The organism is Vibrio floridensis, from assembly GCF_021852965.1.
Lineage (GTDB): Bacteria > Pseudomonadota > Gammaproteobacteria > Enterobacterales > Vibrionaceae > Vibrio > Vibrio floridensis.
Genome location: NZ_JAKGCY010000006.1, coordinates 13,154 through 39,618, shown reverse-complemented (window position 1 = coordinate 39,618; position 26,465 = coordinate 13,154). Strand labels below are relative to the sequence as shown.

The window sequence follows — 26,465 nt, the reverse complement described above, 5'->3', positions numbered from 1 at the left end:
CGCCGCTCTTTCGACCGACGATTGTGCTAATTTTAGGGGCGCATAATGACGAAACGACCACCAATTGGCAACCTTTAAGCCAAAAAACACTATATTAATTTATATAAATGACAGTATCACAGTGAATGTGACCAAGATCTAATTTGTATTTAGACGGATAAGCTACACAACAACGCATCAAAGTGATAACAGATAGAGAAATAATTCAAACAAATCCTTAACAATGGTTTTTCTATCTAAAAATAGGAAAAATGAAGAGATAAACATGAAGAGTGGCACATTAAAAACTAAAGGGTTCAAATTTAAACAGTTTTCAATCGCCAGCAGCAACTCTGGTATGCCCGTCAGTACTGATGGCGTCTTGCTCGGTGCTTGGGCCGACTTCCACTACTGCCAAAATCTACTCGATATTGGTACAGGGACAGGATTGCTTAGCTTGATGTGCGCTCAACGATACGCACATCTTTCGATCACAGCCGTCGATATTGACGCGCATGCCATGGAAGCCGCACAAGAAAACTTCAGCCACAGCCCTTGGCACTCAAGGCTTCACTTGCAACACGGTGACGTACTTAAGCTCAATTTTACACATCGTTTTGATGGTATTATTTGTAACCCGCCTTATTTTAATAGCGGCGAACAAGCCCAAGCGACACAGCGCGCTACCGCCAGACATACCGATACTCTGGCTCACGATGCGCTGTTATTGCGCTGCAGAGAATTACTCACCTCGAATGGCAAAGCCAACTTTGTATTGCCACTGACCGAGGGAGAACAATTTCTGCAACTCGCTCAACAGCAAGGTTGGCACCTGCACCGGCTATGTCGTGTCAAGCCTAGCCCGAATAAGCCCGTTCATCGTTTACTGTTTGAACTCGGTTTATCCACGGCAACAACGAGTGAAGAGCATCTCACGATCAACAACGGATCGACCTACAGCGATGCGTTCATCGCCCTGTGCCAAGATTTTTATCTCAAGATGTAGAAATAACGTGTGATCAAAATCACCGAACACTCTATAATATTCGCCCTTTTAGACTATTGCTGCCCATCGAACTTTGTATCATTGGGCATTGCTTGTGGAGAACACACTGTGATCAGAACCTTTGCCGATCTTGATCTTGACCCAAACTTGCTGGCTGCCATCGAAGAGATGGGTTACGAGCGCCCAACTCAAATTCAGGCAGAAGCAATTCCACAAGCCCTAGAAGGCCGTGATATTCTTGCTTCCGCTCCGACAGGAACCGGCAAAACCGCTGCATTTGTTTTGCCTGCGCTGCAATACTTGCAAGATTTTCCACGCCGTAAACCTGGACCAGCACGAATTCTGATCCTCACGCCAACCCGTGAACTCGCCATGCAGGTGGCCGATCAAGCTCGTGCGCTTGCCAAAAACACCAGTTTGAACATTTTCACCATCACGGGTGGTGTTCAATACCAAGAACATGCGGATATCCTTGCGACCACACAAGATATCGTGGTAGCGACACCGGGCCGCTTGATGGAGTACATCCAAGCAGAACGCTTTGACTGCAGAGCGATCGAATGGCTGATCCTCGACGAAGCAGACCGCATGCTTGACATGGGCTTTGCTCCAACGGTTGATCGCCTATCCAATGAGTGTCGTTGGCGCAAACAGACCATGCTCTTCTCTGCAACACTGGAAGGCAAAGGGGTGGAAGGCTTTACCGCGGATCTGCTGAACGATCCTGCGGACATTGATGCAGAGCCTTCGCGCCGCGAGCGTAAAAAAATCACCCAGTGGTATTACCGTGCAGATAGCATGGAGCACAAACTCGCGCTACTGAAAGACATCATCAACAACCAAGCGGAACGTACGATTGTTTTCCTCAAAACACGTGAACGTCTGGCGGATCTACGTGCTCACCTCGAAAGCGAACAAGTCAATTGCGCTTGGATTCAAGGTGAAATGCCGCAAGATCGTCGTAACAACGCGATTGCTCGCTTCCGCGATGGCAGTGTGAATGTACTGCTTGCAACGGATGTCGCAGCTCGTGGTATCGACTTGCCTGACGTGTCACACGTTGTAAACTTCGACATGCCACGCAGTGCCGATGTTTACCTTCACCGCATCGGTCGTACCGCTCGCGCAGGTAAGAAAGGCAACGCAATCTCTATTGTAGAAGCCCACGACCAACCAATGATGGATCGCGTAGCTCGCTACGTGAAAGAGGATATTAAAGAGCGCTTTGTCAAAGAGCTTCGCCCTCAACACAAGAAGCCGGTGTTTAAGAAGAAAAAGAAAAAAGACGATAAAAAAACGTCAGTGAAAAAGAAAAGCACCAAAAAGAAAAAGTAATGGTTCGATAACGTAAAAGGGTTGGCACTGTGCCAACCCTTTCTGTTTTCAGACCTTAGCTACAGCCAAATCTCAGTGTTGCTCTTCGCGCTTAAACACCAATTCTGTCGGAGTCGACTCTTCTTCGACAAAGTAGTAACCCGCACTGTCAAATTGAGTCAAATCCGCCACACTCGAAATACGATTTTCAATGATGTAGCGCGCCATCATGCCTCGCGCCTTTTTAGCAAAAAAGCTAATGACCTTGTATTGACCGTTCTTCGCATCTTTAAAAATCGGCGTGATCACTTGCGCGTCCAAGGCTTTCGGTTTCACCGCTTTAAAATACTCATTGGACGCAAGATTGATCAACACGTTATCACCTTGAGCCGCAATCGCCTCATTAAGTTTCTCAGTGATCACATTGCCCCAAAACTGATAAAGATTACTGCCTTTGGGGTTGGCTAATTTTGTGCCCATCTCCAAGCGATAGGGTTGCATCAGATCCAGTGGCTTTAATAGCCCATACAGCCCAGATAGCATACGCAAATGTTTTTGCGCGTAATCAAAATCGTCATCGTTGAGCGTTTCCGCTTCAAGCCCTGTGTACACATCACCTTTAAAAGCCAGAATCGCTTGGCGCGCGTTATCTGGAGTGAATTCTTCGCTCCACTCTTGGAAGCGACCCACATTGAGATCGGCGATTTTATCACTCACTTTCATCAACGAAGCCACATCCGCAGGCGTCAACTGGCGGCAAACTTCAATCAACTGTTTTGAGTAATCCACGAGCTCTGGCTGAGTGAACTTGTGGGTCACGAGTGGTGATTCGTAGTCGAGCGTTTTAGCTGGTGAAACAACGATAAGCATGACGATTCTTTCCCTTATTTTCTTTTTGACTAGGGTACAAAAAAAGCCGCGCATTGTCTGCACGGCTTTTCGAATCACAGTGATAGAAATTCTCGATTTCTACCTTAGTCTTTCTTGTTGTTGTCCCAAATGCCGTCTTCCAGTTGAGATTTCAGCTCAGGGAAATCATCCGGATTGAAGGTTGGTAATTTACCCGCTTTCAACTGACGGTTGTAATCTTTTGCCAGTTTGATCACGATGCCAGATAGCAGCAGGATCGCAACTAAGTTCACAATCGCCATCATGCCCATGGAAACATCAGCCAACGCCCATACCACTGGCAATGGGGCAACTGCACCAAAGCCCACAAGACCTAGCACCACAAGACGGAAGACATTTAAACCGGCTTTGTGGTTGTGCTCCAAGAAGACCAAGTTGGTTTCTGCGTAAGAGTAGTTAGCAATGATGGAGGTGAACGCAAAGAAGAAAATCGCGACTGCCACAAAAATGCCTCCCCAACTTCCCACTTGCGAGCTTAACGCCAACTGAGTCAATTCAATGCCCGTGATCTCACCATGTGGCACGTACTCGCCAGACATTAAAATAATCGCAACGGTCGCTGAACAGATCACAATGGTGTCCATAAAAACGCCCAGCATTTGCACGTACCCCTGAGAAGCAGGGTGCGGAGGATATGGCGTTGCTGATGCCGCTGCATTTGGCGCGGAACCCATACCCGCTTCGTTGGAGAACAAGCCACGTTTGATACCATTAATCATCGCTTGTGCAATCGCATAACCCAAACCACCCGCAGCCGCTTCTTGCAAGCCAAAAGCACTCTTGAAGATCAGCATAAGTACGTCTGGCAATTTCTCCAAGTTAGAGAACATCACAAACAGCGCTAAAGCAAGGTAAGCCAATGCCATCACTGGAACGATAAGCTCAGCGGTACGTGCAATACGCTTAATACCGCCAAAGATGATCACACCAGAAAGCACAACAATAGCGATACCAACAGAAGAAGCTTCCCAGCCAAAGGCGTTTTGCATCGCATTGGCAATCGAGTTGGCTTGCACCGCGTTAAACACCAAACCAAAAGCGATGATCAGGAAGATAGAGAACAATACCCCCATCCAGCGCATTCCAAGGCCTTTTTCCATATAGTACGCGGGGCCACCACGATAGTTGCCATCGTCATCTTTGGTTTTGTAGAGCTGAGCTAGAGTACTTTCAGCAAACGATGTCGCCATACCCAGCATGGCAATGAGCCACATCCAGAAAATCGCACCAGGACCGCCGACGGTCAGTGCAACGGCAACACCCGCCATATTACCCGTGCCAACACGAGCAGCCAAACTGGTACAAAGCGCTTGAAAAGAGGAAATACCAGCACTGTCCGCTTTACGGCTGTTTTTCAGCACAGAAAACATGTGGCCAAAATGGCGGAACTGAATGAAGCCGAGTCGAACCGTGAAATAAATTCCCACCCCGACCAGCAAGTAAACAAGAATGGAGCCCCAAAGCAGGTCATTCATAAGATTGATTAAGTCTGTCATCGTTACCTCAAATTGAGTTGCGCTAGTCTGTGCTTCCGAGCCATCCACCAGATTGCTTAACCAAGTGTCAAATTAGCTTGGTGAATTATTATTTTCTATCTGCAATCCAGAATCGTAAATGTCGCTTCATGCATCCGTTTTACGTACTAGCGTTTTTTGACGGGCGGATAATGCAGCCTAGCCACGTAAAAATCAATATGAAACTGTATACTCATTTTTTTATTTTTCACTATTTTTATACCATTTATTAACATACAAGGCAGAATCAAGAATCAAAAACAGTTACATAAACCAAACAATTCCATTACAACAAAATGTATCGAAATATTTTGTTTTTCATTTCGCGTCAATTCTCTGTTAAGCCAAGAGTGACAAGGCTTTTACTCTTTCCCCACGCCCCCTCGCTCACTTACCTGTTGTGGATGAGAAATTCACAAACGCCTTTTCGGATCCTTACCCGCCTCTCTTTGACTTCGTACTGTATAAACACACACACTGTTAACATTAAAATTCTTTTCATTTAATCGTTTTCGTGAGATCGAACGCTCACTTTTTGAGCGCTCGTTACAAGAAAAATGTGATGCTGTGTTCAGTTTTAATCGAAATCTTCATCATACCGACACAAATGCGAAATCTATCATGGTTATGCTCGAAGAAACTGTGGTACTTAGTGACTGCACAAGCGCTGGTGATTTATGTGAGGTGGCTTATGGATGGCTTTGAACTAGATGACTTACTGGATTTTGAAACAACAAGCACAACGAAAACGCGCTCTAAACCAGTAAAAAGGAAATGGCGTGAAATTGAGGCGATGCTTGACCGTCGTAACTTACTCAAAGAGCTGCGTGATATGGACATGTGTCACGACTACTCACTGGAAGATATTAAGCTCTAACCACATTAACCAACAACAAATAACACTCTTACTCAATGAAAAGGCACCTCTCACAGGTGCCTTTGTTTATTTTGGGCTAGATCATCTCTTTTTCACTTTTCTGCACACGCTCTGCCAGTTGTCGGTAATGATCGGCAATGGTTTCACCAAAGACTGGATCGTCTTCATTAACCAGCCATTGCGATTCCACTTGTTGCCAATCTTGTGTGGTAAAAGACTCGGCGATCAATGGCAAAATCAAGCGCTCTTCAATATCCAAATGTTGCCGTTGTGATGAGATAAACGTCTCTAACTGCTCAATGAACATTGCTTGTGGCACCACAGCATCGTTCAAAATCATATGCACCACATCAGCAAAGGCCGCAGTTTTCTTTGCTAATTCTTTGTGTTCAAGCTCTAGGTTTTCAATGGTTCTCTGCGCGCCGTAGTGCTCTAAATAATGACGATAAAGGATGTCTTCTTTCGGATGGTGCACCTTTTCCGCATGATCAGATAAATAGGCGACAATCTCGGCGACCAAACTGTAGTTAATAGGTTGCTCATTTTTGAGTAACTCCACTTTATGGCGCAATATAGCGAGCATGCGCACAATGTAACCGTGTTCGCGTCTTATCCGTTCAATCATCATAGCGTTTCTCCTTAACACCTCATTTGTTGTAAGTGTATAAGATAGAACGCCATCCGGCTTAGATGCTGCTCAAAAAACCATCGTTTTCTACGAGATTACATTCAAATGTGCTTAGAGCGACAAAGGCAGTTGCCAGTCTATCGCTTGCTTTCCTTGATCAAGTAAATGTTGATTCGCTTGTGAAAAATGCTTACAACCCAAAAAGCCGCGGTGAGCAGAAAGAGGGGATGGGTGTGGCGCGGTGAGAACCACATGCTTATGGCGATCAATAAAGCGGCCTTTTTTCTGTGCGTGCGATCCCCACAATAGGAATACAACACCTTGTTGATGCTGATTGATCGCCTCAATCACTTTGTCAGTGAATGTTTCCCATCCTAATGAAGCGTGTGAATGCGCTTTGCCCTGCTCCACCGTAAGTACCGTATTGAGCAGCAATACGCCTTGTTTAGCCCAAGCTTCAAGGTAACCATGCGCCGGGATCTGAAAGCCCTGGATATCCTGCGCCAACTCTTTGTACATATTGACCAAAGAAGGAGGTGTCTTGATGCCCGGTAACACTGAAAAACACAAACCATGAGCTTGGTTGGGGCCATGGTAAGGATCCTGTCCTAAGATCACCACGTTGACATCTTGAAACTCGGTATAACGAAAGGCATTGAAGACATCCTTTGCTGGAGGGTAAATCACTTTGCCAGCTTGTCGCTCTGCTTCAACAAAGTTGAGTGTCTGTTGAAAATAGCTTTGCTCTTTTTCCGCACCAATTACATCGTGCCAAGTGAGTTGCTGTGTCATGGGGAGAATCCTATTGAAAACCATCAGGCGGTTATTCTATGTCAGGTCACTCCCCTAACCAAATTCATCACAAGCTATTGGTTTTTTTCGTGACTTTGTGGGCTTTTTTGTGGCGTTCTTGCATGCCCCTGCCCGGTAATATGACGGTTCGGTATTGGCCGTCTTGCAACAGAACGCACAACGTAAGTGGAATGGAACATCATGGTTGTAAACATAGTGGCATCCTCCTGTGACAAACTCGATAAACACTATTGTTCTTGTTTGCTATGAAAGAAAGATGCCAATTTGATGACAAAAAGCGCTAAGCGATTGAAGAGAGATGATATTTTCTCAACTGCTCAATTTCTTGCGGCCAAAGTTCAGGTTCAATAGTTTCTAAAATCAATGGGATAGAATCAAAACGGCTGTCTTTCGCAATGTATTCAAAACAGTCCCAGCCAATTTCACCTTTCCCTAGGGCATGGTGCCTATCCACCTTACTGGCTAATTTTACTTTTGAATCATTAATATGCATTGCACGTAAATAGTGCATTCCGACCACACGTTCAAACTCAGCGAAGGTCGCCTCACACGCCTCAGGAGTTCGCAGATCATAGCCTGCGGCAAAGGTGTGGCAAGTATCCAAACAAACCCCAACTCGACTCTTATCTTCAACCTGCTCAATGATTTCTGCAAGGTGCTCAAATCGCCAACCTAAGTTGGAACCTTGTCCGGCCGTGTTCTCTATCACCGCCACCACATCAGGTACCGCTTGATGCGCTAAGTTGATCGATTCTGCGATTAAAGACAAACACGCTTTTTCTGAGATCTTCTCCAAATGGCTGCCTGGGTGGAAATTGAGTAAGTTCAACCCTAGCTGCTGACATCGCTCCATTTCATCAATAAACGCGAGACGAGACTTTTCCAGCTTCTCCGCTTCTGGCGCACCTAAATTAATAAGATAAGAATCATGGGGAAGAATTTGCTGTGGAGAAAAACCCAACAACGCGCAATTGGCTTTGAACGCCGAGATGGTTTTCTCTTCTAATGGCTTGGCAACCCATTGGCGTTGATTCTTCGTGAACAAAGCAAACGCGTTTGCTCCAATCTCACGCGCCCGCAGAGGTGCATTGTCAACCCCGCCCGATGCTGAAACATGCGCGCCAATAAATTTGTTACCAAAACGGTTTTTGCTGTTTGTCATTTAATCACTTAACACTTTCAAGATAAGGGGCTAATTACAACCATTTAGCTTAGTTCAGTCAAATTTCCAACTAATTTTGTAGTAAATTTACAACAAAATTAACGCTTAACTATTTTTGATGTTATCAAATAAATCGTAATTGATAGTTTTTAAAGGGTTTATTGATTTAACTCAATAAAATAACCATCATAAAATTAATGTTTTTAGTTGTTTTTTGACCTAAATCAATACTATTATAATGGATATTAGCTATATAATACTCAGCTCGACAAAATTCGAAAATTAACACCAATAATCACCACGTAAGTGGACTAGGAGATAGTGATGATCCAAGGTATCCAAATTACTAAAGCAGCAAACGATGACCTACTAAACTCAATCTGGCTTCTAGATAGCGAGAAAAATGAAGCTCGCTGTGTAGCGGCAGTTTCTGGCTACGAAGCCGATCAAATCGTTGCAATTAACGAGCTAGGTGAGTTTGAAAGCCGTGAAGTGGCTATCGAAACAGCACCACGCATTGAAGGTGGTCAACACCTAAACGTGAACGTTCTAAAACGTGAAACGCTAGAAGATGCAGTTGCGCACCCAGAGAAATACCCACAGCTAACCATCCGTGTATCGGGTTATGCTGTGCGTTTCAACTCACTAACACCAGAACAACAGCGTGACGTCATTGCTCGTACGTTTACTGAATCTCTATAGTCTATAGAGAGTTCAAGCATAAAAGGCACTGTTTAGTGCCTTTTTTTATGTTAACTGTTTATTCGAGACATACACAAAAGCCACGATATAAATCGTGGCTTTGAGTGGCTTTCGATAACAATCGTTAGTCGACTTTGTTTAGATGGACATCCATTTGTGGGAATGGGATCTCGATACCATTTGCATCTAATGCTTCTTTAATAGCCTGCATCGAATCAAAATACACTGCCCAGTAATCTTCTGTTTTACACCATGGGCGAACCACAAAGTTCACCGATGAATCTGCAAGTGCAACAACACCGATCGTCATGTCTGGATCTTTCAAAACACGTGCATCTTTTTCTAGCGTCTCACGGATCACTTGCTTGGTTTTTTTCAGATCTGATTTGTATGAAACGCCGATAGTTAGATCGACACGACGTGTCGCATGGCGAGAATAGTTAGTGATCGCACCACCGATAACGCCAGAGTTAGGCACTACCACCATCTTATTGTCAGGCGTTTTCAATACCGTTTGGAAGATCTGAATCGCTTCAACAGAACCTGCGACACCGCTAATTTCCACGTAGTCACCCGATTTAAACGGACGGAATGCAACGATCAAAACACCAGCAGCAAAGTTTGATAGAGAACCTTGTAAAGCAAGGCCAACAGCAAGACCCGCCGCACCGATCACTGCAACAACAGAAGCAGTTTCAACGCCAACACGACCTAAAGCCGCAATCAATACGATAACAAACAGCAAGTAACGAACTAAACCGTGGATAAACTCCACTACCGCTTTGTCCATTTCTTTCTTATTGAGAACTTTCGCCACACTGTTCGCAACGGCTTTCACAATGATGTTACCAATGAACAGAATGACGATCGCAGAAATAATGTTTACACCGTACTGAATCAGTAGATCGGAGTTGTTAGTTAGCCAAGTTTCAGCCTGATTTAGACCATCCACTAATGAGGTATCAATCCCCACTGTTTCACCTGCCATAATGTTATTCCTCAAGTTATGACTTTAAAAATGGTACTGGCGACATATACGCCGTTCTTGTTAGTCATCTGAATATGCGTCAGAATTTTGGCACGATATCTTATTTTTGACATTTTGCAAAGTCAGGTTTTTGCAAAAGCTGTCAAAACAGAGATTTACACTCCTTTTAATATCGCAGATCAAGAGTAAGCAATTATTTCAAACTGTGCCAGAGTTTTTCTATCCATTAGCGAGCAGTATAAAAAAACCCGCTCAGAGAGCGGGTTTGTCTGCAAATCATTCTGTTCAGAATTACAGTACGTCAACTGCGTTAAGGTCAGCGAATGCTTTCTCTAGACGAGCAACCATTGACTCTTGGCCAGCACGTAGCCATACACGTGGATCGTAGTATTTCTTGTTTGGCGCAGATTCACCAGTTGGGTTACCGATTTGACCTTGTAGGTAATCGTGGTTCTTCGCTTCGTACTGACGAATACCATCCCAAGTTGCCCACTGAGTATCAGTATCGATGTTCATTTTGATAACACCGTAGCTGATAGACTCTTTGATTTCTGCTTCAGAAGAACCAGAACCACCGTGGAATACGAAGTTTAGTGCGTTTGGAGCGATACCAAACTTCTCAGAACAGTAAGCTTGAGAATCACGTAGGATAGTTGGAGTTAGAACAACGTTACCTGCTTGGTAAACACCGTGCACGTTACCGAAAGATGCTGCGATAGTGAAACGGTGGCTGATTGGGATCAGTTTCTCGTAAGCGTAAGCAACGTCTTCTGGAGAAGTGTATAGCTCAGACTGATCCATGTGAGAGTTGTCTACGCCGTCTTCTTCACCACCAGTACAACCTAGTTCAAACTCTAGAGTCATACCCATTTTTTCCATACGCGCTAGGTACTTAGCACAGATTTCGATGTTCTCTTCTAGAGACTCTTCAGAAAGGTCGATCATGTGAGAAGAGAATAGAGGTTTACCAGTTTGAGCGAAGAACTCTTCACCTGCGTCTAGTAGACCATCGATCCATGGTAGAAGTTTCTTAGCAGCGTGGTCTGTGTGTAGGATTACTGGCACACCGTAAGCTTCAGCAACTGCGTGTACGTATTTCGCACCAGCGATAGCACCAAGGATTTGAGCGCCTTGACCTTCAAGTTTCACGCCTTTACCAGCGAAGAAAGCAGCACCGCCGTTAGAGAATTGAACAACAACTGGCGCTTTCACTTTAGAAGCTGCTTCAAGAACACCGTTGATTGAGTCAGTGTTTACTACGTTTACAGCTGGAAGAGCGAAATTGTTTTCTTTTGCTACTTCAAATACTTTCTGAACGTCATCACCAGAGATAACACCTGGTTTTACGAAATCGAAGATCTTAGACATGGATGTAATCCTATTTATCTGTCGTTTTAAAAATAAAACTCGTTAAGTTTAAATTCTTGCAAACGTTTGCTCACAACTCGCGCTATTCTAGCAAAAATGAGATGTGCCGCAAACAAGAAAGCGGGAGAGTTACCCCCGCCTTCGTTTAATTACTTAGCGCGTGCTTCTAGCATTTCAACCGCAGGAAGTACTTTACCTTCTACAAACTCAAGGAACGCACCACCGCCAGTAGAGATGTAAGATACGTCCGCTTTGATACCGAACTTGTCGATAGCCGCTAGAGTATCGCCACCACCTGCTACAGAGAATGCTGGAGACTGAGCGATCGCTTCAGAAATACCTTTTGTACCCGCTTCGAAGTTTTTGAACTCGAATACACCAACAGGGCCATTCCACAGGATAGTTTTCGCGTTTGCGATGATTTCAGCTAGTGCTGCCGTTGAGTCTGGACCAAGGTCGAAGATCATGTCGTCGTCTTGTACTTCAGAAACATGTTTGATTTCCGCTTCTGCGTTTTCGTCGAATGCTTTCGCACACGCTACGTCAGTCGCGACAGGAATTGCACACTCTTTCATCAGTTTTTGTGCAGTTTCGACAAGATCCGCTTCGTATAGAGACTTACCTACATTGTGACCTTCAGCTGCGATGAATGTGTTCGCGATACCACCACCAACAACAAGTTGGTCAGCGATTTTAGATAGTGACTCAAGAACCGTTAGTTTAGTAGACACTTTTGAACCACCAACGATAGCAACTAGCGGGCGCTCTGGGTTGCTCATTGCTTTGCCTAGTGCTTCTAGTTCAGCAGCAAGTAGAGGACCAGCACACGCTACTTCAGCAAACATACCCACACCGTGAGTTGACGCTTGTGCGCGGTGAGCTGTACCGAATGCATCCATTACGAATACGTCACATAGTGCCGCGTATTTCTTAGAAAGTTCTTCGTCGTTTTTCTTCTCGCCTTTGTTAAAGCGAACGTTTTCAAGAACAACAAGTTCACCAGCGTTTAGCTCAAGACCATCTAGGTAATCTTTAGCCAGTTTCACTTCGCAATCTAGCGCGTCGTTTAGATAGTTAACAACTGGTTGTAGAGAGAACTCTTCTGCGTATTCACCTTCAGTAGGACGACCTAGGTGAGAAGTGACCATTACTTTCGCGCCAGCTTCTAGACATAGCTTGATAGTAGGAAGAGATGCGATGATACGTGCATCAGAAGTTACTTTACCGTCTTTTACTGGCACGTTTAGGTCAGCACGGATAAATACACGTTTACCTGCTAGATCCAGGTCAGTCATCTTGATTACAGACATGATGTGTCCTCTCAAATATTAAAAATAAAGTTTTTGAAAACTCGGCAACCCTGCCAAGCCTGTTAATTCTTCAAACTGGTTATTGATATGGAGTCACTACAAATTTATTTCAAGGCTAAAAATAAATTATCTCCGAGGCTACCGATACGACTATTTGGCAGCTTGCATTGCGAGCGCAGTATCCAGCATACGGTTCGCAAAGCCCCATTCGTTATCGCACCAAACCAGCATTTTCACCAAATGCCCGTTACTGACTCGAGTTTGGCTACCATCGACAATCGCGCTATGGGGATCATGATTAAAGTCGATGGAAACGAGCGGCGCTTCAGTATAGTCAACAATGTCACGTAATGTACACTGAGATGCGTTAACAATGGTTTGATTTACGTCATTAACTTTCACATTTGTATTAATCGTGACACTTAAATCCATTGCAGTGACGTTTACTGTCGGCACTCTCACTGAAATGGCTTCAAATTTGTTGGAAAATTTCGGGAAGATTCTTTCAATTCCCTTATGCAACTTGGTATCAACTGGAATGATGGATTGGCTTGCAGCTCGGGTACGACGTAAATCGCTATGATAGGCATCAATCACTTGTTGATCATTCATCGAAGAGTGAATGGTGGTAATGGTGCCAGATTCAATACCAAATGCCTCGTCCAACACTTTTATGATCGGCACAATACAGTTAGTGGTACACGAACCGTTGGAAACAACGTTGTGATCGGCTTTCAAAGTTTCATGGTTAACACCATAGATGATGGTGTTGTCGAGGTCGCTGGCACCTGGATGCGAAAACAGTACCTTCTTCGCTCCGGCTTTTATGTGTTCTTGCCCATCGGCCTGACAGCCAAATACGCCCGTACAATCGAGAACCAGATCGACCTCAAGGTCACGCCAAGGCAGCAGATTGATTTCGGAAAGGTGCAGAATACGGATAGCATCGAATTCTCCCTTACTTTGAGGGCAAGCGTCATGATGTACGTAGAGATGTTCTTGATCGTGGGAGATTCTCTTGCCAAATCGACCGTGACTGGTGTCATATTGCAGCAAGTGAGCCATGGCTTCTGGCTGAGCAAGCTCATTAACCGCGACCACTTTAATTTGTTGATGCTTACCGCTTTCATACACGGCGCGCAGAACATTACGACCGATACGTCCAAATCCATTGATCGCAACTTTTAGCATCTATCCTCGCCTCACCAAAAAATTCGTGTCACAGATACTACCCGATATGCGAGCTAAGCGCATTAAGTAAGTGATCTCAGTCGAGTTAATCTGTGGCTTCCCTTTTATTATCATTTGGGTTATGAATATATTTCAGATTGATTGAAGGCATTTCGTTGGCATTTTAGTTTATCGTTTTATTACCAAAGGAAATGCGTATGTCTGGTTACCCCGCGACTCACTTTTGTAAAGCGTGCAATAAAGAAACGGCTCACTCTGAAATTCTCGTCAGAAAGCCAAGCCGTTATGATACTGATAAAACGGTATTAGGAACTCTAAAGCTCTGGGCTCACACACTGATTAATGGCGGTCACTATTATGATATGGATCGCTACGTCACATGCAAAGTATGTGGTCAGAAAGAGAAAGATAACTGGGGCAACGAGTTTGAATAGGTACAAAAAAACCGAGCTTTGACGCTCGGTTTTTCTTTTATCCTCTTCAGCTTACGCTAGCAGTTCTTTCGCTGTGTTCACCACATTTTCTACCGTGAAACCGAACATTTCGAACAATTGGTCAGCAGGCGCAGATTCACCGAAAGTCGTCATACCGATGATACGACCGTCGAAGCCAACGTACTTGTACCAGAAGTCAGCAATACCCGCTTCGATAGCGATACGTGCCGTTACGTCTGATGGCAGCACTGCTTCACGGTAAGCCGCGTCTTGCTTGTCGAAAGTATCAGTAGCTGGCATTGAAACCACGCGTACTTTCTTACCTTCAGCCGTGAGTTGCTCAGCCGCTTTCACTGCTAGCTCAACTTCAGAACCTGTTGCGATTAGGATGAGCTCAGGTTTGCCATCGCTGTCTTTCAGGATGTAACCACCTTTGGCGATGTCTGCCACTTGATCAGCGCTGCGTGGTTGCTGTGCTAGGTTTTGACGAGAGAAAATCAGTGCTGATGGACCATCTTTACGTTCAATCGCCAGTTTCCATGCCACTGCAGATTCCACTTGGTCACATGGACGCCATGTGCTCATGTTTGGCGTTAGACGTAGCGATGCGATTTGCTCAACGGGTTGGTGAGTTGGGCCATCTTCGCCAAGACCGATAGAATCGTGCGTGTACACTTGGATGTTTTGTACTTTCATCAGCGCCGCCATGCGCATTGCGTTACGAGCGTATTCCATGAACATTAGGAATGTTGCGCCGTAAGGTACGAAACCACCGTGCAGTGCGATACCGTTCATGATCGCAGTCATACCAAATTCACGTACACCGTAGTGGATGTAGTTACCAGAGAAGTCGTTTGCTTCTAGCGATTTAGAACCCGACCACATGGTGAGGTTAGAAGGCGCTAGGTCAGCTGAGCCGCCCATGAATTCTGGCAGCATTTTACCAAACGCTTCTAGCGCGTTTTGCGATGCTTTACGTGATGCGATGTTCGCTGGGTTTGCTTGAAGATCTGCAATGATTTGGTTTGCTTTCTCTTCCCACTGAGCTGGCAGTTCGCCATTTACGCGGCGTTTGAATTCCGCAGCTTCGACTGGGTACGCTGCTGCGTACGCATCAAACTTCGCATTCCAAGCGGCTTCTTTTGCAGCGCCAGCTGCTTTTGCATCCCACTCTGCGTAAACGTCAGCAGGGATTTCAAATGCTGGGTGCTCCCAACCTAGGAATTCACGTGCCGCTGCGATTTCTTCCGCACCTAGTGGTGCACCGTGACAGTCGTGTGAACCCGATTTGTTTGGTGAACCAAAACCGATGATAGTCTTAGTACAGATTAGAGTTGGGCGAGGATCTGCTTTAGCGGCTTCAATTGCTGCGTTGATCGCTTCAGCATTGTGGCCATCTACTGCAGGGATTACGTGCCAACCGTACGCTTCGAAACGCTTAGGTGTATCGTCAGAGAACCAACCTTCAACGTGACCATCGATAGAGATGCCGTTGTCATCCCAGAATGCGATCAGTTTGCCTAGACCTAGCGTACCAGCAAGAGAGCAAGCCTCGTGCGAGATACCTTCCATCAGACAGCCATCACCCATGAACACGTAAGTGAAGTGGTCAACGATGTCGTGGCCTTCTTTGTTGAATTGCGCTGCGAGCGCTTTCTCAGCCATTGCCATACCAACCGCGTTGGTGATGCCTTGGCCTAGCGGGCCAGTTGTTGTTTCGATGCCCGGTGCGTAGCCGTACTCTGGGTGACCTGGAGTCTTAGAGTGCAATTGACGGAAGTTCTTTAGGTCGTCGATAGATAGCTCGTAACCGCTAAGGTGCAGTAGCGAGTAAATCAGCATAGAGCCGTGGCCGTTAGACAGTACGAAACGGTCGCGGTCAGCCCATTCAGGGTTTGATGGGTTGTGGTTTAGGTGGCCGCGCCAAAGAACTTCAGCGATGTCCGCCATACCCATAGGTGCGCCTGGGTGGCCTGAGTTTGCTTTTTGTACGCCGTCCATGCTGAGTGCGCGGATTGCATTAGCGAGATGTTTACGAGAAGGCATGTCTGCTCCTGAGTGCATTAAGCGAATTGATAACATAGAAAATCGAGTGGCGATTATTTTCGCAAAGCAATCTCTCGACTGCAAACGATTTACCTGAACAATTTGTCGAAATGTAAGCGACTTAATGCCATTTCACTGAGAAAAAAACATTTTCTCACTCGATTAAGCAAACGTTTGGTTTTAGCTAATAATAAAAAAGAGCTTGTAATTCGAGCATTCAAAACTAGAATAGACGTCTAGATGTAGAAACACCTACAAACGTTATTGTATTTCCTACTGCTGGAGCATGCATTCTCACAGCAGAATAGATTAAAAAAGTGGAGCTCTCATGGCTAAGCACCTGTTTACTTCTGAGTCGGTTTCAGAAGGTCATCCAGATAAAATTGCAGACCAGATTTCTGATGCGGTTCTTGATGCGATTCTTGAACAAGACCCAAAAGCGCGTGTTGCATGTGAAACGTACGTAAAAACTGGCATGGTAATGGTCGGTGGTGAAATCACCACTTCAGCATGGGTTGATATCGAAGAGTTAACTCGTGAAACGGTGCGTGAAATTGGTTATGTACATTCAGATATGGGTTTCGATGCAAACTCATGTGCAGTACTGAACACTATCGGTAAACAGTCTCCAGACATCAACCAAGGTGTTGATAAAGCCGATCCTAAAGAGCAAGGCGCGGGCGACCAAGGCATCATGTTCGGTTACGCATGTAACGAAACTGAAGTTCTTATGCCAGCACCAATCACTTACGCGCACCGTTTGATGGAGCGTCAAGCGAAAGTTCGTAAAGATGGCACACTGCCATGGTTGCGTCCTGATGCAAAATCACAGGTTACTTTCCAATACGAGCAAGGCAAAATTGTTGGTATTGATGCGGTTGTTCTTTCAACTCAGCACTGCGATTCTATTTCCACACCGGATCTTCGCGAAGCGGTTATGGAAGAGATCATCAAGCCAGTTCTTCCTTCTGAATGGCTAAACAAAGAAACAAAATACTTCATCAACCCAACTGGCCGTTTCGTTATCGGTGGTCCAATGGGTGACTGTGGTTTGACTGGTCGTAAGATCATCGTTGATACCTACGGCGGCGCAGCTCGTCACGGTGGTGGTGCTTTCTCTGGTAAAGATCCATCGAAAGTAGACCGTTCAGCTGCTTACGCAGCACGTTACGTAGCGAAAAACATCGTCGCGGCGGGTATGGCAGATCGCTGTGAAATCCAACTGTCTTACGCAATCGGTGTTGCTGATCCAACCTCTATCATGGTGGAAACATTCGGTACTGAGAAAGTATCACACGACATCATCATTGAAGCGGTACGTCAGTTCTTCGACCTACGTCCATACGGCCTACAAGAGATGCTGAATCTACTTCAGCCAATCTACAAGAAGACCGCAGCATACGGTCACTTCGGTCGCGAAGAGTTCCCATGGGAAGCGACTGACAAAGCAGCACTACTGCGTGAGTTTGCTGGTATCAAGTAAGATAACCTCACCTCATTCTCCAAAGCCTTCGCTCAATGCGAAGGCTTTTTCATTTGTGCGACGAAAAATTCGCCACGGCATTTGTATTTTTAACTAACTCCAACGATAGTTAAATAAATGTTAAATGAGATTTATCTCTCATCTTAACGACAACAAAACAGATGCTAACGGTAATAAAAGAGAGCTTGCCCCGCATCTGAAACCTACTGACAGTCAACGTCAGTCTGACAGTGAATCGATCAAGGAGGAGCTATGCCTCGTACCGTAGACCCGTCGGATCTGGAGCAAAAACGAAAGGACGTTCCCGATCACGAATACGCTCGCACTATTCCATGTAACCAACTCAGTGTGTCCGCCCCGTTTCACTGGCTAGCACTTGGCTTGCATGACTTCATTCGAATGCCACTTATCAGCGCCTTTTATGGCTTATGCTTCATGGCTGCCGCCATCGGTATTGTGTTGCTGGTTGAGTGGCAAGGGACTCATTTGGTGGTAATGCCCAGCTTAGTGGTTTACATGCTCATCGGCCCATTTCTTGCGCTTGGTTTGTATGATGCCAGTTGGGAAAGAGAACGCGGCCATAGCGCCAGCCTACTCCACTCAATGAAAGCCATTGGCCGCAACTCTTCTTCTCAATGGGCCTTTGCGGTGCTGTTAGCGGTGTGCATGATTTTCTGGATGCGCATTGCCGCTTTACTCCATGCCCTCTACCCTTCTGTGCAAGGAGCACCACTTACAGAGTTTCTTCCTTTCTTAGTGATTGGTTCACTCGTTGGTTTCGTCTTAGCCAGTATCGTCTTTAGCATTTCTGCGTTTTCGATTCCGATGATGATGGAACGCCGAGTCGATATGATGACAGCGGTTTTCAGCAGCTTTAATGCCGTGAAGTCCAACATTCCGGCAATGATTGTTTGGGCAGCCATTATTTGTGGCGGCATTCTAATTGGCTTTGCCACTTATGGCATTGGTATGCTCTTCACCATGCCGATACTTGGCTACGCCACGTGGCACGCCTACCATGAAACCATCAAGAAAAAACACCACTAGGGTCTTTGCCCCTAGAAGCATCAACAGATAATGCTATTATTTGCCCTCATCACACCATGAGGGCAAATTTTTGATGAAAAAGATCGAGTTTGAGCTGCACTACCAAGCCCAAAAAGCACTGCACGCTTGTATCGATAAAGCTAACCGCTACTTTCAGCGCCAATTTCCAATGCCACTTCTTAGCTATCAATTGAGAGGCAAAGCGGCGGGTAAGGCGTATCTGCAACTCAATCAAATTCGTCTTAACCCGATTTTGTTCAAAGAGAACAAAACGGCTTTCTTGGAAGAAGTGATTCCTCATGAAGTGGCTCACTTGCTCACTTATCAGTTATATGGCCGAGTTAAACCTCATGGCGCAGAATGGCAATCCATCATGCAAGGCGCCTTTCTCTTGCCCGCCAACACGACACATCAATTTGCTGTCGCTTCCGTGCAAGGAAAAACCTTCCAATATCGCTGCCAATGTCGCGAGTTTCCGCTAACTATCCGTCGCCACAACAAAGTTCTGCGTAATGAGGCAAGCTATACCTGCCAAAAGTGCCGACAAACCTTGATCTTCACCGGCATCCAACTCTCATAGCTTGGCACTCCCCCCTGCTGCTATTATTAACTTACTTATTACATTGAATAAAATACGCGTGTTAGAATGCTAAAAGTCATACTTTTTAAAGACTTTTAGCATGAAGCGATTATTCATTTTTATTGCCTCGTTCACTGCCTTTGCGATCCAGGCCGCGCCACCCAGCTCCTTCTCTGCCGCCAAACAACAGGCGGTGAAGATCTACCAAGATCATCCCATTAGCTTTTACTGTGGCTGCGACATTGAATGGCAAGGCAAGAAAGGCATTCCTAACTTGGAGACATGTGGTTACCAAGTACGCAAACAGCAAACTCGCGCATCGCGTATAGAATGGGAACATGTCGTCCCTGCTTGGCAATTTGGCCACCAGCGTCAATGCTGGCAAAAAGGTGGGCGCAAAAACTGCAGTAAAAATGATCAACAGTTTCGCTTGATGGAAGCAGACTTACACAACCTCACGCCAGCGATCGGTGAAGTCAATGGCGATCGTTCAAACTTCAACTTCAGTCAGTGGAATGGCATGGATGGTGTCAGTTATGGGCGCTGTGAAATGCAGGTCAACTTCAAACAACGTAAAGTCATGCCGCCAGACAGAGCTCGTGGGTCTATTGCTCGAACCTATCTCTACATGAGTCAAGAGTATGGCTTTAAGCTTTCCAAGCAACAACAGCAACTGATGCAGGCTTGGAACAAATCATACCCCGTTGATGAATGGGAGTGCAGACGAGACGAGCGCATTGCCAAGATTCAAGGCAATCATAATCCGTTTGTACAGCAGTCCTGCCAAACTCAGTAACTCACCGTAATGACAATCAAAGGGAGAAAACTCTGTCTCCCTCTTGTTTTTTGCCCTCGTAGCATCCATGTTAGTCTCTAAATATTCGCGTAGTCAGGAACTTGAATCACCATGCGTATCCCTCGAATTTATCATCCAGAAACCATTCAACATCTAAGTGTTATTGCACTTTGCGACGACGCAGCAGGCCATATTGGCCGTGTATTGCGTATGAAAGAAGGCCAAGAAGTCTTGCTGTTTGACGGCAGTGGCGCTGAATTCCCGGCGGTGATCAGTGAGGTGGGCAAAAAAAATGTGTTGGTCACCCTGAATGAACGCGTCGAGCGCAGCAGTGAGTCACCATTAGATTTGCATCTAGGACAAGTGATCTCGCGTGGTGAAAAAATGGAGTTCACCATCCAAAAATCCGTTGAGCTTGGAGTCAACACCATCACTCCGCTGATTTCTGACCGTTGTGGTGTGAAGCTCGATGAAAAGCGTTTCGAGAAAAAACTGGCCCAGTGGCAAAAAATCGCAATCAGCGCGTGTGAGCAGTGTGGCCGCAATACCATTCCTGAAATTCGCCCAATCATGTCTTTAGAAGCTTGGTGTGCAGAAGAGTATGATGGCTTAAAGCTCAACCTACACCCACGCGCAAAATACTCTATCAACACGCTGCCAGAGCCAATCAACAAAGTGCGTTTGCTGATCGGCCCTGAGGGCGGTCTCTCTTCTGAAGAGATCGACATGACACAACAATATCAATTTGAAGAAACACTGCTAGGTCCACGCGTATTACGCACAGAAACGGCAGCGTTAACGGCAATTACCGCCTTACAAGTTCGTTTCGGCGATCTGGGATAACACGGAGAATAGTGATGATCAAACTTGGCATCGTAATGGATCCAATCTCGTCCATTAACATTAAAAAAGATTCCAGCTTCGCCATGATGCTCGAAGCTCAGCGCCGCGGTTGGGAAATCCATTATATGGAGATGAATGATCTACACTTAGATCAAGGTGTAGCGATTGCCGATACCAAGGTCGTGGAGTTGAAGGAAGATCCAAACGGATGGTATGAATTCAAGTCTGAACACACTCTACCACTATCGGAACTTGATGCGGTTCTGATGCGCAAAGATCCTCCGTTCGATACGGAGTACATTTACGCGACCTACATTCTTGAGCGTGCAGAAGATCAAGGCACCTTGATCGTCAACAAACCTCAAAGTTTGCGCGACTGTAACGAGAAACTGTTCACAGCGTGGTTCCCAGAATTGACACCGACCACCATAGTGACACGTAAAGCAGAGAAAATTAAAGCGTTTCGCCAAGAGCATGGTGACATCATTCTCAAGCCGCTGGATGGTATGGGCGGTGCATCGATTTTCCGTGTCAAAGAAAACGATCCCAATGTCTCTGTGATCATCGAAACACTGACCAACCATGGCCAAAATTACGCGATGGCACAAACTTTCGTGCCAGATATCAGCAACGGTGATAAACGTATTTTGGTGGTGGATGGCGAGCCAATGCCCTATTGCCTCGCGCGTATTCCTGCTAAAGGAGAAACTCGTGGTAATTTGGCCGCGGGTGGCCGTGGTGAGCCTCGACCACTGAGCGAAACGGATCTAAAAATTGCAAACGCAGTGGCTCCGACACTAAAAGAAAAAGGGCTTATTTTTGTAGGCTTGGATGTGATAGGCGATAAACTGACGGAAATTAACGTCACCAGCCCAACCTGTATTCGCGAAATTGAAGCAGCCTTCGATATCTCAATTACCGGTAAATTGATGGACGCAATAGAGCGCCGTTTACAAGCTCAAGCGTAATGTAGTCTAGCAGAGCCCACCATGGCTCTGCTGTAACAGATTGGAGTCCTGTATGAACCTGACAAATCACTTTCTGGTTGCGATGCCAGGTATGAAAGATCCTTACTTTCAACACAGCGTGATCTACATCTGTGAACATAATGAAGACGGCGCTATGGGTCTGATGATCAATGCGCCTATCGACATTACCGTGGGCAAAATGCTTGAACAAGTCGATGTTCAACCAGTACACCCACAACTCAATACCGCAAGTTTAACCAAACCTGTCTACAACGGCGGGCCAGTTGCTGAAGACCGCGGCTTTATCCTCCATCGACCAAAAGATTTTTACGAGTCCAGCTTACAAATGACTGAGCAAATCTCTGTCACCACCTCGAAAGATATTCTTTCGGTGCTAGGGACGGAAGCCGAGCCCTCTAGCTACATTGTGGCTCTGGGCTACTCCGGATGGAGTGCTGGTCAGCTGGAAACCGAGTTGGCAGAGAACTCATGGTTAACAGTAGAAGCAACTGCCGACATTATTTTTGATACCCCTATCGCAATGCGCTGGCAAAAAGCCGTGCAGATGCTTGGAATTCACGCGTCTCAGCTTTCCGATCAAGCTGGTCACGCTTAACCCATTTGATTTAGGTTATTTATGTCACGCACCATCATGGCATTCGATTTTGGCACCAAAAGCATTGGCAGTGCCATCGGCCAAGAAATTACTGGCACCGCATCACCACTCAAGGCTTTCAAAGCCAATGACGGTATTCCAAATTGGGATGAGATTGAAAAGCAAATCAAAGAGTGGCAACCCAATTTATTGGTGGTGGGACTGCCGACAGATTTACACGGCAAGGCCTTAGAAACCATTACCCCACGCGCGAAGAAGTTTGCTCAACGATTACAAGGACGCTTTGGCCTTCCGGTTGAATTGCATGATGAACGTCTATCAACCACGGAAGCGCGTTCTGAACTGTTCTCTATGGGCGGTTACAAAGCTTTAAGCAAAGGCAACGTCGATTGCCAATCCGCGGTGATTATTTTAGAGAGTTGGTTTGAAGCTCAGTGGGGCTAACCCCACTGCTTTTTTCTTGGCCGAGTAGAACCGCTGTAATTACTCAGTTAAGCCTTCCAATTTGATCAAAGCAAACTGCTTCTTACCGCGTTGCAACACATAGTAGCGATCAAACAGTGCAAAGCCGGGTAACACACCTTCTTGCTCTACTCGCTCACCATTGACGCGAATCGCACCATTCTCCAGCCACTCGCGCGCTTGACGCTTGGAACTGGCTAAACCTGAAGTGAGCAGCAAATCGATTAAGGAATCGGTACGTGATGCCGCCACACAAGGCAGACCATCCAACTCTAACTGAGACAACTCACTTAAGCTGAGATCGCTCACATCGCCGCTAAACAGCGCTTGAGTAATACGCTGCGCCGCAGCGAGCCCCTCTTCACCATGCACAAAACGGGTCACGTGCTCCGATAAAATCTGCTGTGCTTTTGGCTTGCCTTCGCATAACGCATCGGCTTGGCGGATTTCCTCAATCTCAGCCGTACTCAAAAAGGTGTAATACGCTAAAAATCGGTATACATCCGCATCATCACTGTTTAACCAAAACTGGTAGAAGCGATACGGCGAGGTTTTGCAACTCTCAAGCCACACGGCGCCACTTTCGGTTTTGCCAAATTTAGTACCATCGGATTTGGTTATGAGCGGCAGAGTTAAACCACCGACTTCAGTGCTATTGAGGCGGCGGGTCAAATCAATCCCGCTGACAATATTGCCCCATTGATCATTGCCGCCTATTTGCAGCGCACAGCCAAACTCACGGTTGAGATGTGCAAAGTCATAGGATTGCAGCAAAGAGTAACTGAACTCGGTAAAGGAGATACCTTGATCCGGGCGCGCCAAACGCTGCTTCACCGATTCACGATTGATCATGGTATTGACTGAAAAGTGCTTGCCCACATCGCGGAAAAAATCGATCAGATTGATCTTGCCGATCCAATCTGCATTATTGACCGTCATCAGCGATGTCGGCTTCTCGCTAGGTGAGGTCATCAGTTGAGTGACTTGCTGACTTAAATCATTCACCCATTGCTGCACGGTTTGCGTACTATTGAGCACACGCTCGTTGGCTTTAAAACTTGGATCGCCAATCATACCTGTTGCACCGCCGATGAGGGCAATGGCTTGATGTCCGGCATTTTGAAAGCGCTTAAGCATCAGCAGTGGGACCAAATGACCAATGTGCAAACTGCCTGCGGTGGGGTCAAAGCCGCAATACAGCACTTGCGGCGTGGCAAAGCGCTCAACCAGCGCTTCCAGAGGTGTGCTTTGTGCGATCAAACCGCGCTGCTGTAAATCATCAAAGAGTTGCTGTGAATTCATTTTGCCTCCCAAAAGTCTTGGCAAGCAGAGTAACTAATTTTAAACCTGAGAAGCGATGTCCCTAAAGGGACAATCTTGGTGATTAATGACCAAAGGAAGAGAGACTGCCTAATCCGCGGCAGCGCCAATCAGATGATTGAGAAACAGTTGGAAAAGCTCACTCAATGAGCTGACACGCAGTTGAGCATAGATGCGTTTGCGATGATTTTTGACTGTGCCGTGGCTAATGGCCAACGCATCGGCAATCTCTTGTGAGTCTAAACCTTGAATGAGCAATGCGGTGATCTCCTGCTCACGCGGGCTTAAACGCTGCGTGCCAAAACTTTGGATCGCCCGCTCAACCCAAATCCGTAACTCTTGGTTTGGCTGCGCACTTTCCGCTAACCGCAGTGGCTGCTGCTGCCAGTGCTGCTGACACAAGGCTTCCAACACCGTAAATCGCTGTTGCAAAGCTGTAATCTGTTCGCGCGGAAAAGAGCCCAACTTAAAGCTGCCGAGATACACTACAATCGACCGCTCGCCATCAAGATTGACCACCAGACTCACTTCATCCTGCCAACCCGTTTGCGCATAAAATTGGTGTTGATAGGCTTTTTGCTGCGGATTGAGCGGCATTAAATCGGAGAAATGAAATACCCCTGAACACGTGTTGTGCTGCAAAGCACTGTAGAAAGGATCATCAAGATAAGCATGAGTCAGATACCGCTGAAACAGCAGCTCACGCTGGCTCGAGAGCGAATCATACAGATAAATAGGATGTTTGTTTGCGCGATAGCCCAAAACAACCGCGCAATCAAAATCAGCAATACAACGCAACACCGCCACGAGGCGAGAAGTAAATTGCGACGTCTTTAACGCCGCAATCGCGTCACCTAATGCGAGATATTCTTGAGCCGAGACCTGCATGCGTACTCCACCAGTTCATCCGAGAAAGTGGCAGTATGCCCAATCAAGACTCGAAGCTCTACATCAAACTCGCTTGAGTTGCAGGGAGTGAAAGCAAAGCGCACAAATCCCCTCTAATCCATATCGATCTTGACGTTTGCCAAAGACCCGGGAGTACTAAGATCGCCTCGTTGTGTCTTCAGCATCAAACGTAAATCGTTGGCTGAGTCAGCACTGTGCAGTGCGTCTTCTTCGCTGATTTTGCCTTTCACCACTAATTTATACAGTGATTGGTCAAAGGTCTGCATGCCGATTTCTTTCGACTTCGCCATGGTCATTTTCAGCTCATGCAAATCGCCACGACGGATCAAATCTGACACGCGCGGGCTGTTTAGTAGCACCTCAAACACACCATGACGGCCTTTACCATTTTTGTCCCGAATCAACTGCTGACCCACCACCCCTTTTAGGTTCATGGAGAGGTCAAACAAAAACTGCTCTTTTTGCTCTTTAGGCACTAAGTGTAAGATGCGCTCCAGTGCTTGGTTGGCGTTATTGGCATGCAGCGTTGCCATGCATAAGTGACCCGTTTCGGCAAAGGTCATCGCGTACTCCATGGTTTCCCGACTGCGAATTTCGCCAATCAAAATCATATCTGGCGCTTGACGCAGCGAGTTCTTTAGTGCGATTTCATAGCTTTCCGTATCCAAACCGACTTCACGCTGGGTGACGATACAACGTTTATGTTCGTGGACAAATTCAATCGGATCTTCCACCGTCAAAATATGTCCACTGCGGTGGGTATTTCGATAGCCGGTCATCGCAGCCATGGTAGTCGATTTACCTGAGCCCGTCGCGCCCACCACCAGCACCAATCCACGCTTGGCAATCGCTAAATCCTGCAACACATTGGGAAGCTTTAACTCTTCAAAGGTTGGAATATTGGTCTCAATACGACGAATCACCGCGCCAGGTAGCTCTCGTTGGTAGAAGGCACTAACACGAAAACGACCAGAATCACGCACAATGGCAAAGTTGGACTCACGCGTTTTACGAAAATCTGCTCGTCGCTCTTCTTCCATTGCGCTATCAAGCAATTTTGCGACTTCACTTTGTGAGAGTTTTTCGCCTTGTGGACGCAGTTCGCCATCGACACGAAAAAGTATTGGCGCTCCGACGGTGATATAGAGGTCTGAAGCTTTAAGCGTAATCATCCCTTCCAAAATTTTATTCAAGTCCATA

Annotated in this window: 26 protein-coding genes; 13 read left to right on the top strand and 13 right to left on the bottom strand. The window is 46.2% G+C overall.

Annotated elements, in window-relative coordinates:
- Positions 1 to 265: 265 nt before the first annotated feature.
- Positions 266 to 985 (top strand): tRNA1(Val) (adenine(37)-N6)-methyltransferase, encoded by a 720-nt coding sequence (locus tag LZU85_RS11240; RefSeq protein ID WP_224638735.1) that lies wholly within the window; start codon positions 266 to 268, stop codon positions 983 to 985.
- A gap of 108 nt (positions 986 to 1,093) precedes the next feature.
- The gene (gene srmB / locus LZU85_RS11235) at positions 1,094 to 2,320 is read left to right on the top strand and encodes an ATP-dependent RNA helicase SrmB (RefSeq protein WP_176298092.1); all 1,227 of its coding nucleotides are present in this window, start codon (positions 1,094 to 1,096) and stop codon (positions 2,318 to 2,320) included.
- A 72-nt stretch (positions 2,321 to 2,392) separates the two neighbouring features.
- Here srmB and yaaA read toward each other — a convergent pair whose 3' ends face one another.
- Together yaaA and LZU85_RS11225 are read right to left on the bottom strand one after the other, a co-directional pair.
- On the bottom strand, positions 2,393 to 3,169 hold the full coding sequence (gene yaaA / locus LZU85_RS11230; protein ID WP_043877069.1) for a peroxide stress protein YaaA: 777 nt from the start codon (positions 3,167 to 3,169) through the stop codon (positions 2,393 to 2,395).
- 104 nt (positions 3,170 to 3,273) lie between these two features.
- Positions 3,274 to 4,704 (bottom strand): alanine/glycine:cation symporter family protein, encoded by a 1,431-nt coding sequence (locus LZU85_RS11225; protein ID WP_224638736.1) that lies wholly within the window; start codon positions 4,702 to 4,704, stop codon positions 3,274 to 3,276.
- 709 nt (positions 4,705 to 5,413) lie between these two features.
- Here LZU85_RS11225 and LZU85_RS11220 point away from each other — a divergent pair.
- Positions 5,414 to 5,599: a DUF3545 family protein gene (locus LZU85_RS11220; RefSeq protein ID WP_013572406.1), complete on the top strand. Its 186-nt coding sequence runs from the start codon at positions 5,414 to 5,416 to the stop codon at positions 5,597 to 5,599.
- Between the two features lie 76 nt (positions 5,600 to 5,675).
- Here LZU85_RS11220 and LZU85_RS11215 read toward each other — a convergent pair whose 3' ends face one another.
- The 3 genes from LZU85_RS11215 to nfo all read right to left on the bottom strand — a co-directional run bounded on the left by LZU85_RS11215 (position 5,676) and on the right by nfo (position 8,202).
- Positions 5,676 to 6,227: a hemerythrin domain-containing protein gene (locus tag LZU85_RS11215; protein ID WP_176298094.1), complete on the bottom strand. Its 552-nt coding sequence runs from the start codon at positions 6,225 to 6,227 to the stop codon at positions 5,676 to 5,678.
- Between the two features lie 111 nt (positions 6,228 to 6,338).
- A complete protein-coding gene (gene ung / locus LZU85_RS11210) occupies positions 6,339 to 7,019 on the bottom strand; it encodes a uracil-DNA glycosylase (protein ID WP_045618395.1) in 681 nt (226 codons plus the stop codon).
- Between the two features lie 301 nt (positions 7,020 to 7,320).
- Complete coding sequence (gene nfo, locus LZU85_RS11205; RefSeq protein ID WP_237287114.1) at positions 7,321 to 8,202, bottom strand: deoxyribonuclease IV; 882 nt, start codon at positions 8,200 to 8,202, stop codon at positions 7,321 to 7,323.
- Positions 8,203 to 8,526: 324 nt separating this feature from the next.
- Between nfo and grcA the strand changes: the two genes are divergently transcribed.
- On the top strand, positions 8,527 to 8,904 hold the full coding sequence (gene grcA, locus LZU85_RS11200) for an autonomous glycyl radical cofactor GrcA (protein ID WP_176298096.1): 378 nt from the start codon (positions 8,527 to 8,529) through the stop codon (positions 8,902 to 8,904).
- Positions 8,905 to 9,028: 124 nt separating this feature from the next.
- Here the strand turns inward: grcA and mscS are convergent, their stop codons facing one another.
- The 4 genes from mscS to epd all read right to left on the bottom strand — a co-directional run bounded on the left by mscS (position 9,029) and on the right by epd (position 13,761).
- Complete coding sequence (gene mscS / locus LZU85_RS11195; RefSeq protein WP_176298097.1) at positions 9,029 to 9,892, bottom strand: small-conductance mechanosensitive channel MscS; 864 nt, start codon at positions 9,890 to 9,892, stop codon at positions 9,029 to 9,031.
- 291 nt (positions 9,893 to 10,183) lie between these two features.
- Complete coding sequence (gene fbaA / locus LZU85_RS11190) at positions 10,184 to 11,260, bottom strand: class II fructose-bisphosphate aldolase (RefSeq protein WP_011079477.1); 1,077 nt, start codon at positions 11,258 to 11,260, stop codon at positions 10,184 to 10,186.
- A 149-nt stretch (positions 11,261 to 11,409) separates the two neighbouring features.
- Positions 11,410 to 12,570 carry a phosphoglycerate kinase gene (locus LZU85_RS11185; RefSeq protein WP_011079476.1) on the bottom strand — a complete coding sequence of 387 codons (1,161 nt, stop codon included), beginning with the start codon at positions 12,568 to 12,570 and terminating at the stop codon, positions 11,410 to 11,412.
- A 150-nt stretch (positions 12,571 to 12,720) separates the two neighbouring features.
- The gene (epd, locus tag LZU85_RS11180; protein ID WP_176298098.1) at positions 12,721 to 13,761 is read right to left on the bottom strand and encodes an erythrose-4-phosphate dehydrogenase; all 1,041 of its coding nucleotides are present in this window, start codon (positions 13,759 to 13,761) and stop codon (positions 12,721 to 12,723) included.
- A gap of 197 nt (positions 13,762 to 13,958) precedes the next feature.
- On the opposite strand from epd, the gene LZU85_RS11175 reads away from it, so the two are divergent.
- The gene (locus tag LZU85_RS11175; protein ID WP_176298099.1) at positions 13,959 to 14,195 is read left to right on the top strand and encodes a hypothetical protein; all 237 of its coding nucleotides are present in this window, start codon (positions 13,959 to 13,961) and stop codon (positions 14,193 to 14,195) included.
- A 51-nt stretch (positions 14,196 to 14,246) separates the two neighbouring features.
- Here LZU85_RS11175 and tkt read toward each other — a convergent pair whose 3' ends face one another.
- Positions 14,247 to 16,241 carry a transketolase gene (gene tkt, locus LZU85_RS11170; protein WP_237287113.1) on the bottom strand — a complete coding sequence of 665 codons (1,995 nt, stop codon included), beginning with the start codon at positions 16,239 to 16,241 and terminating at the stop codon, positions 14,247 to 14,249.
- Positions 16,242 to 16,569: 328 nt separating this feature from the next.
- Between tkt and metK the strand changes: the two genes are divergently transcribed.
- The 8 genes from metK (at position 16,570) to ruvX (ending at position 23,018) form a co-directional block, all read left to right on the top strand.
- Complete coding sequence (metK, locus tag LZU85_RS11165; RefSeq protein ID WP_011079472.1) at positions 16,570 to 17,724, top strand: methionine adenosyltransferase; 1,155 nt, start codon at positions 16,570 to 16,572, stop codon at positions 17,722 to 17,724.
- Positions 17,725 to 17,976: 252 nt separating this feature from the next.
- Positions 17,977 to 18,771 (top strand): DUF2189 domain-containing protein, encoded by a 795-nt coding sequence (locus tag LZU85_RS11160; RefSeq protein ID WP_011151188.1) that lies wholly within the window; start codon positions 17,977 to 17,979, stop codon positions 18,769 to 18,771.
- A 73-nt stretch (positions 18,772 to 18,844) separates the two neighbouring features.
- The gene (locus LZU85_RS11155; protein WP_103200083.1) at positions 18,845 to 19,351 is read left to right on the top strand and encodes a SprT family zinc-dependent metalloprotease; all 507 of its coding nucleotides are present in this window, start codon (positions 18,845 to 18,847) and stop codon (positions 19,349 to 19,351) included.
- Positions 19,352 to 19,451: 100 nt separating this feature from the next.
- Positions 19,452 to 20,147 (top strand): endonuclease, encoded by a 696-nt coding sequence (locus LZU85_RS11150; RefSeq protein WP_237287112.1) that lies wholly within the window; start codon positions 19,452 to 19,454, stop codon positions 20,145 to 20,147.
- Positions 20,148 to 20,258: 111 nt separating this feature from the next.
- Positions 20,259 to 20,990 (top strand): 16S rRNA (uracil(1498)-N(3))-methyltransferase, encoded by a 732-nt coding sequence (rsmE, locus tag LZU85_RS11145; protein ID WP_237287111.1) that lies wholly within the window; start codon positions 20,259 to 20,261, stop codon positions 20,988 to 20,990.
- A 14-nt stretch (positions 20,991 to 21,004) separates the two neighbouring features.
- Complete coding sequence (gene gshB, locus LZU85_RS11140; RefSeq protein WP_237287110.1) at positions 21,005 to 21,958, top strand: glutathione synthase; 954 nt, start codon at positions 21,005 to 21,007, stop codon at positions 21,956 to 21,958.
- A gap of 52 nt (positions 21,959 to 22,010) precedes the next feature.
- Positions 22,011 to 22,574: a YqgE/AlgH family protein gene (locus LZU85_RS11135; protein WP_176299744.1), complete on the top strand. Its 564-nt coding sequence runs from the start codon at positions 22,011 to 22,013 to the stop codon at positions 22,572 to 22,574.
- Between the two features lie 21 nt (positions 22,575 to 22,595).
- Complete coding sequence (gene ruvX / locus LZU85_RS11130; RefSeq protein ID WP_011079464.1) at positions 22,596 to 23,018, top strand: Holliday junction resolvase RuvX; 423 nt, start codon at positions 22,596 to 22,598, stop codon at positions 23,016 to 23,018.
- Between the two features lie 39 nt (positions 23,019 to 23,057).
- Here the strand turns inward: ruvX and tyrS are convergent, their stop codons facing one another.
- From tyrS to LZU85_RS11115, 3 genes are all read right to left on the bottom strand, one after another.
- Positions 23,058 to 24,338: a tyrosine--tRNA ligase gene (tyrS, locus tag LZU85_RS11125; protein ID WP_237287109.1), complete on the bottom strand. Its 1,281-nt coding sequence runs from the start codon at positions 24,336 to 24,338 to the stop codon at positions 23,058 to 23,060.
- 108 nt (positions 24,339 to 24,446) lie between these two features.
- Positions 24,447 to 25,244, bottom strand: a complete 798-nt coding sequence (locus LZU85_RS11120) for a helix-turn-helix transcriptional regulator (protein ID WP_176299742.1) — start codon at positions 25,242 to 25,244, stop codon at positions 24,447 to 24,449.
- A gap of 113 nt (positions 25,245 to 25,357) precedes the next feature.
- Complete coding sequence (locus tag LZU85_RS11115; RefSeq protein WP_176299741.1) at positions 25,358 to 26,464, bottom strand: PilT/PilU family type 4a pilus ATPase; 1,107 nt, start codon at positions 26,462 to 26,464, stop codon at positions 25,358 to 25,360.
- Position 26,465 lies beyond the last annotated feature (1 nt).

Coding starts and splice junctions, on each gene's coding strand:
- LZU85_RS11240 (WP_224638735.1), top strand. CDS start 266: ATGAAGAGTGGCACATTAAAAACTAAAGGGTTCAAATTTAAACAGTTT.
- yaaA (WP_043877069.1), bottom strand. CDS start 3,169: ATGCTTATCGTTGTTTCACCAGCTAAAACGCTCGACTACGAATCACCA.
- LZU85_RS11225 (WP_224638736.1), bottom strand. CDS start 4,704: ATGACAGACTTAATCAATCTTATGAATGACCTGCTTTGGGGCTCCATT.
- LZU85_RS11220 (WP_013572406.1), top strand. CDS start 5,414: ATGGATGGCTTTGAACTAGATGACTTACTGGATTTTGAAACAACAAGC.
- LZU85_RS11215 (WP_176298094.1), bottom strand. CDS start 6,227: ATGATGATTGAACGGATAAGACGCGAACACGGTTACATTGTGCGCATG.
- ung (WP_045618395.1), bottom strand. CDS start 7,019: ATGACACAGCAACTCACTTGGCACGATGTAATTGGTGCGGAAAAAGAG.
- nfo (WP_237287114.1), bottom strand. CDS start 8,202: ATGACAAACAGCAAAAACCGTTTTGGTAACAAATTTATTGGCGCGCAT.
- grcA (WP_176298096.1), top strand. CDS start 8,527: ATGATCCAAGGTATCCAAATTACTAAAGCAGCAAACGATGACCTACTA.
- mscS (WP_176298097.1), bottom strand. CDS start 9,892: ATGGCAGGTGAAACAGTGGGGATTGATACCTCATTAGTGGATGGTCTA.
- fbaA (WP_011079477.1), bottom strand. CDS start 11,260: ATGTCTAAGATCTTCGATTTCGTAAAACCAGGTGTTATCTCTGGTGAT.
- LZU85_RS11185 (WP_011079476.1), bottom strand. CDS start 12,570: ATGTCTGTAATCAAGATGACTGACCTGGATCTAGCAGGTAAACGTGTA.
- epd (WP_176298098.1), bottom strand. CDS start 13,761: ATGCTAAAAGTTGCGATCAATGGATTTGGACGTATCGGTCGTAATGTT.
- LZU85_RS11175 (WP_176298099.1), top strand. CDS start 13,959: ATGTCTGGTTACCCCGCGACTCACTTTTGTAAAGCGTGCAATAAAGAA.
- tkt (WP_237287113.1), bottom strand. CDS start 16,241: ATGCCTTCTCGTAAACATCTCGCTAATGCAATCCGCGCACTCAGCATG.
- metK (WP_011079472.1), top strand. CDS start 16,570: ATGGCTAAGCACCTGTTTACTTCTGAGTCGGTTTCAGAAGGTCATCCA.
- LZU85_RS11160 (WP_011151188.1), top strand. CDS start 17,977: ATGCCTCGTACCGTAGACCCGTCGGATCTGGAGCAAAAACGAAAGGAC.
- LZU85_RS11155 (WP_103200083.1), top strand. CDS start 18,845: ATGAAAAAGATCGAGTTTGAGCTGCACTACCAAGCCCAAAAAGCACTG.
- LZU85_RS11150 (WP_237287112.1), top strand. CDS start 19,452: ATGAAGCGATTATTCATTTTTATTGCCTCGTTCACTGCCTTTGCGATC.
- rsmE (WP_237287111.1), top strand. CDS start 20,259: ATGCGTATCCCTCGAATTTATCATCCAGAAACCATTCAACATCTAAGT.
- gshB (WP_237287110.1), top strand. CDS start 21,005: ATGATCAAACTTGGCATCGTAATGGATCCAATCTCGTCCATTAACATT.
- LZU85_RS11135 (WP_176299744.1), top strand. CDS start 22,011: ATGAACCTGACAAATCACTTTCTGGTTGCGATGCCAGGTATGAAAGAT.
- ruvX (WP_011079464.1), top strand. CDS start 22,596: ATGTCACGCACCATCATGGCATTCGATTTTGGCACCAAAAGCATTGGC.
- tyrS (WP_237287109.1), bottom strand. CDS start 24,338: ATGAATTCACAGCAACTCTTTGATGATTTACAGCAGCGCGGTTTGATC.
- LZU85_RS11120 (WP_176299742.1), bottom strand. CDS start 25,244: ATGCAGGTCTCGGCTCAAGAATATCTCGCATTAGGTGACGCGATTGCG.
- LZU85_RS11115 (WP_176299741.1), bottom strand. CDS start 26,464: ATGGACTTGAATAAAATTTTGGAAGGGATGATTACGCTTAAAGCTTCA.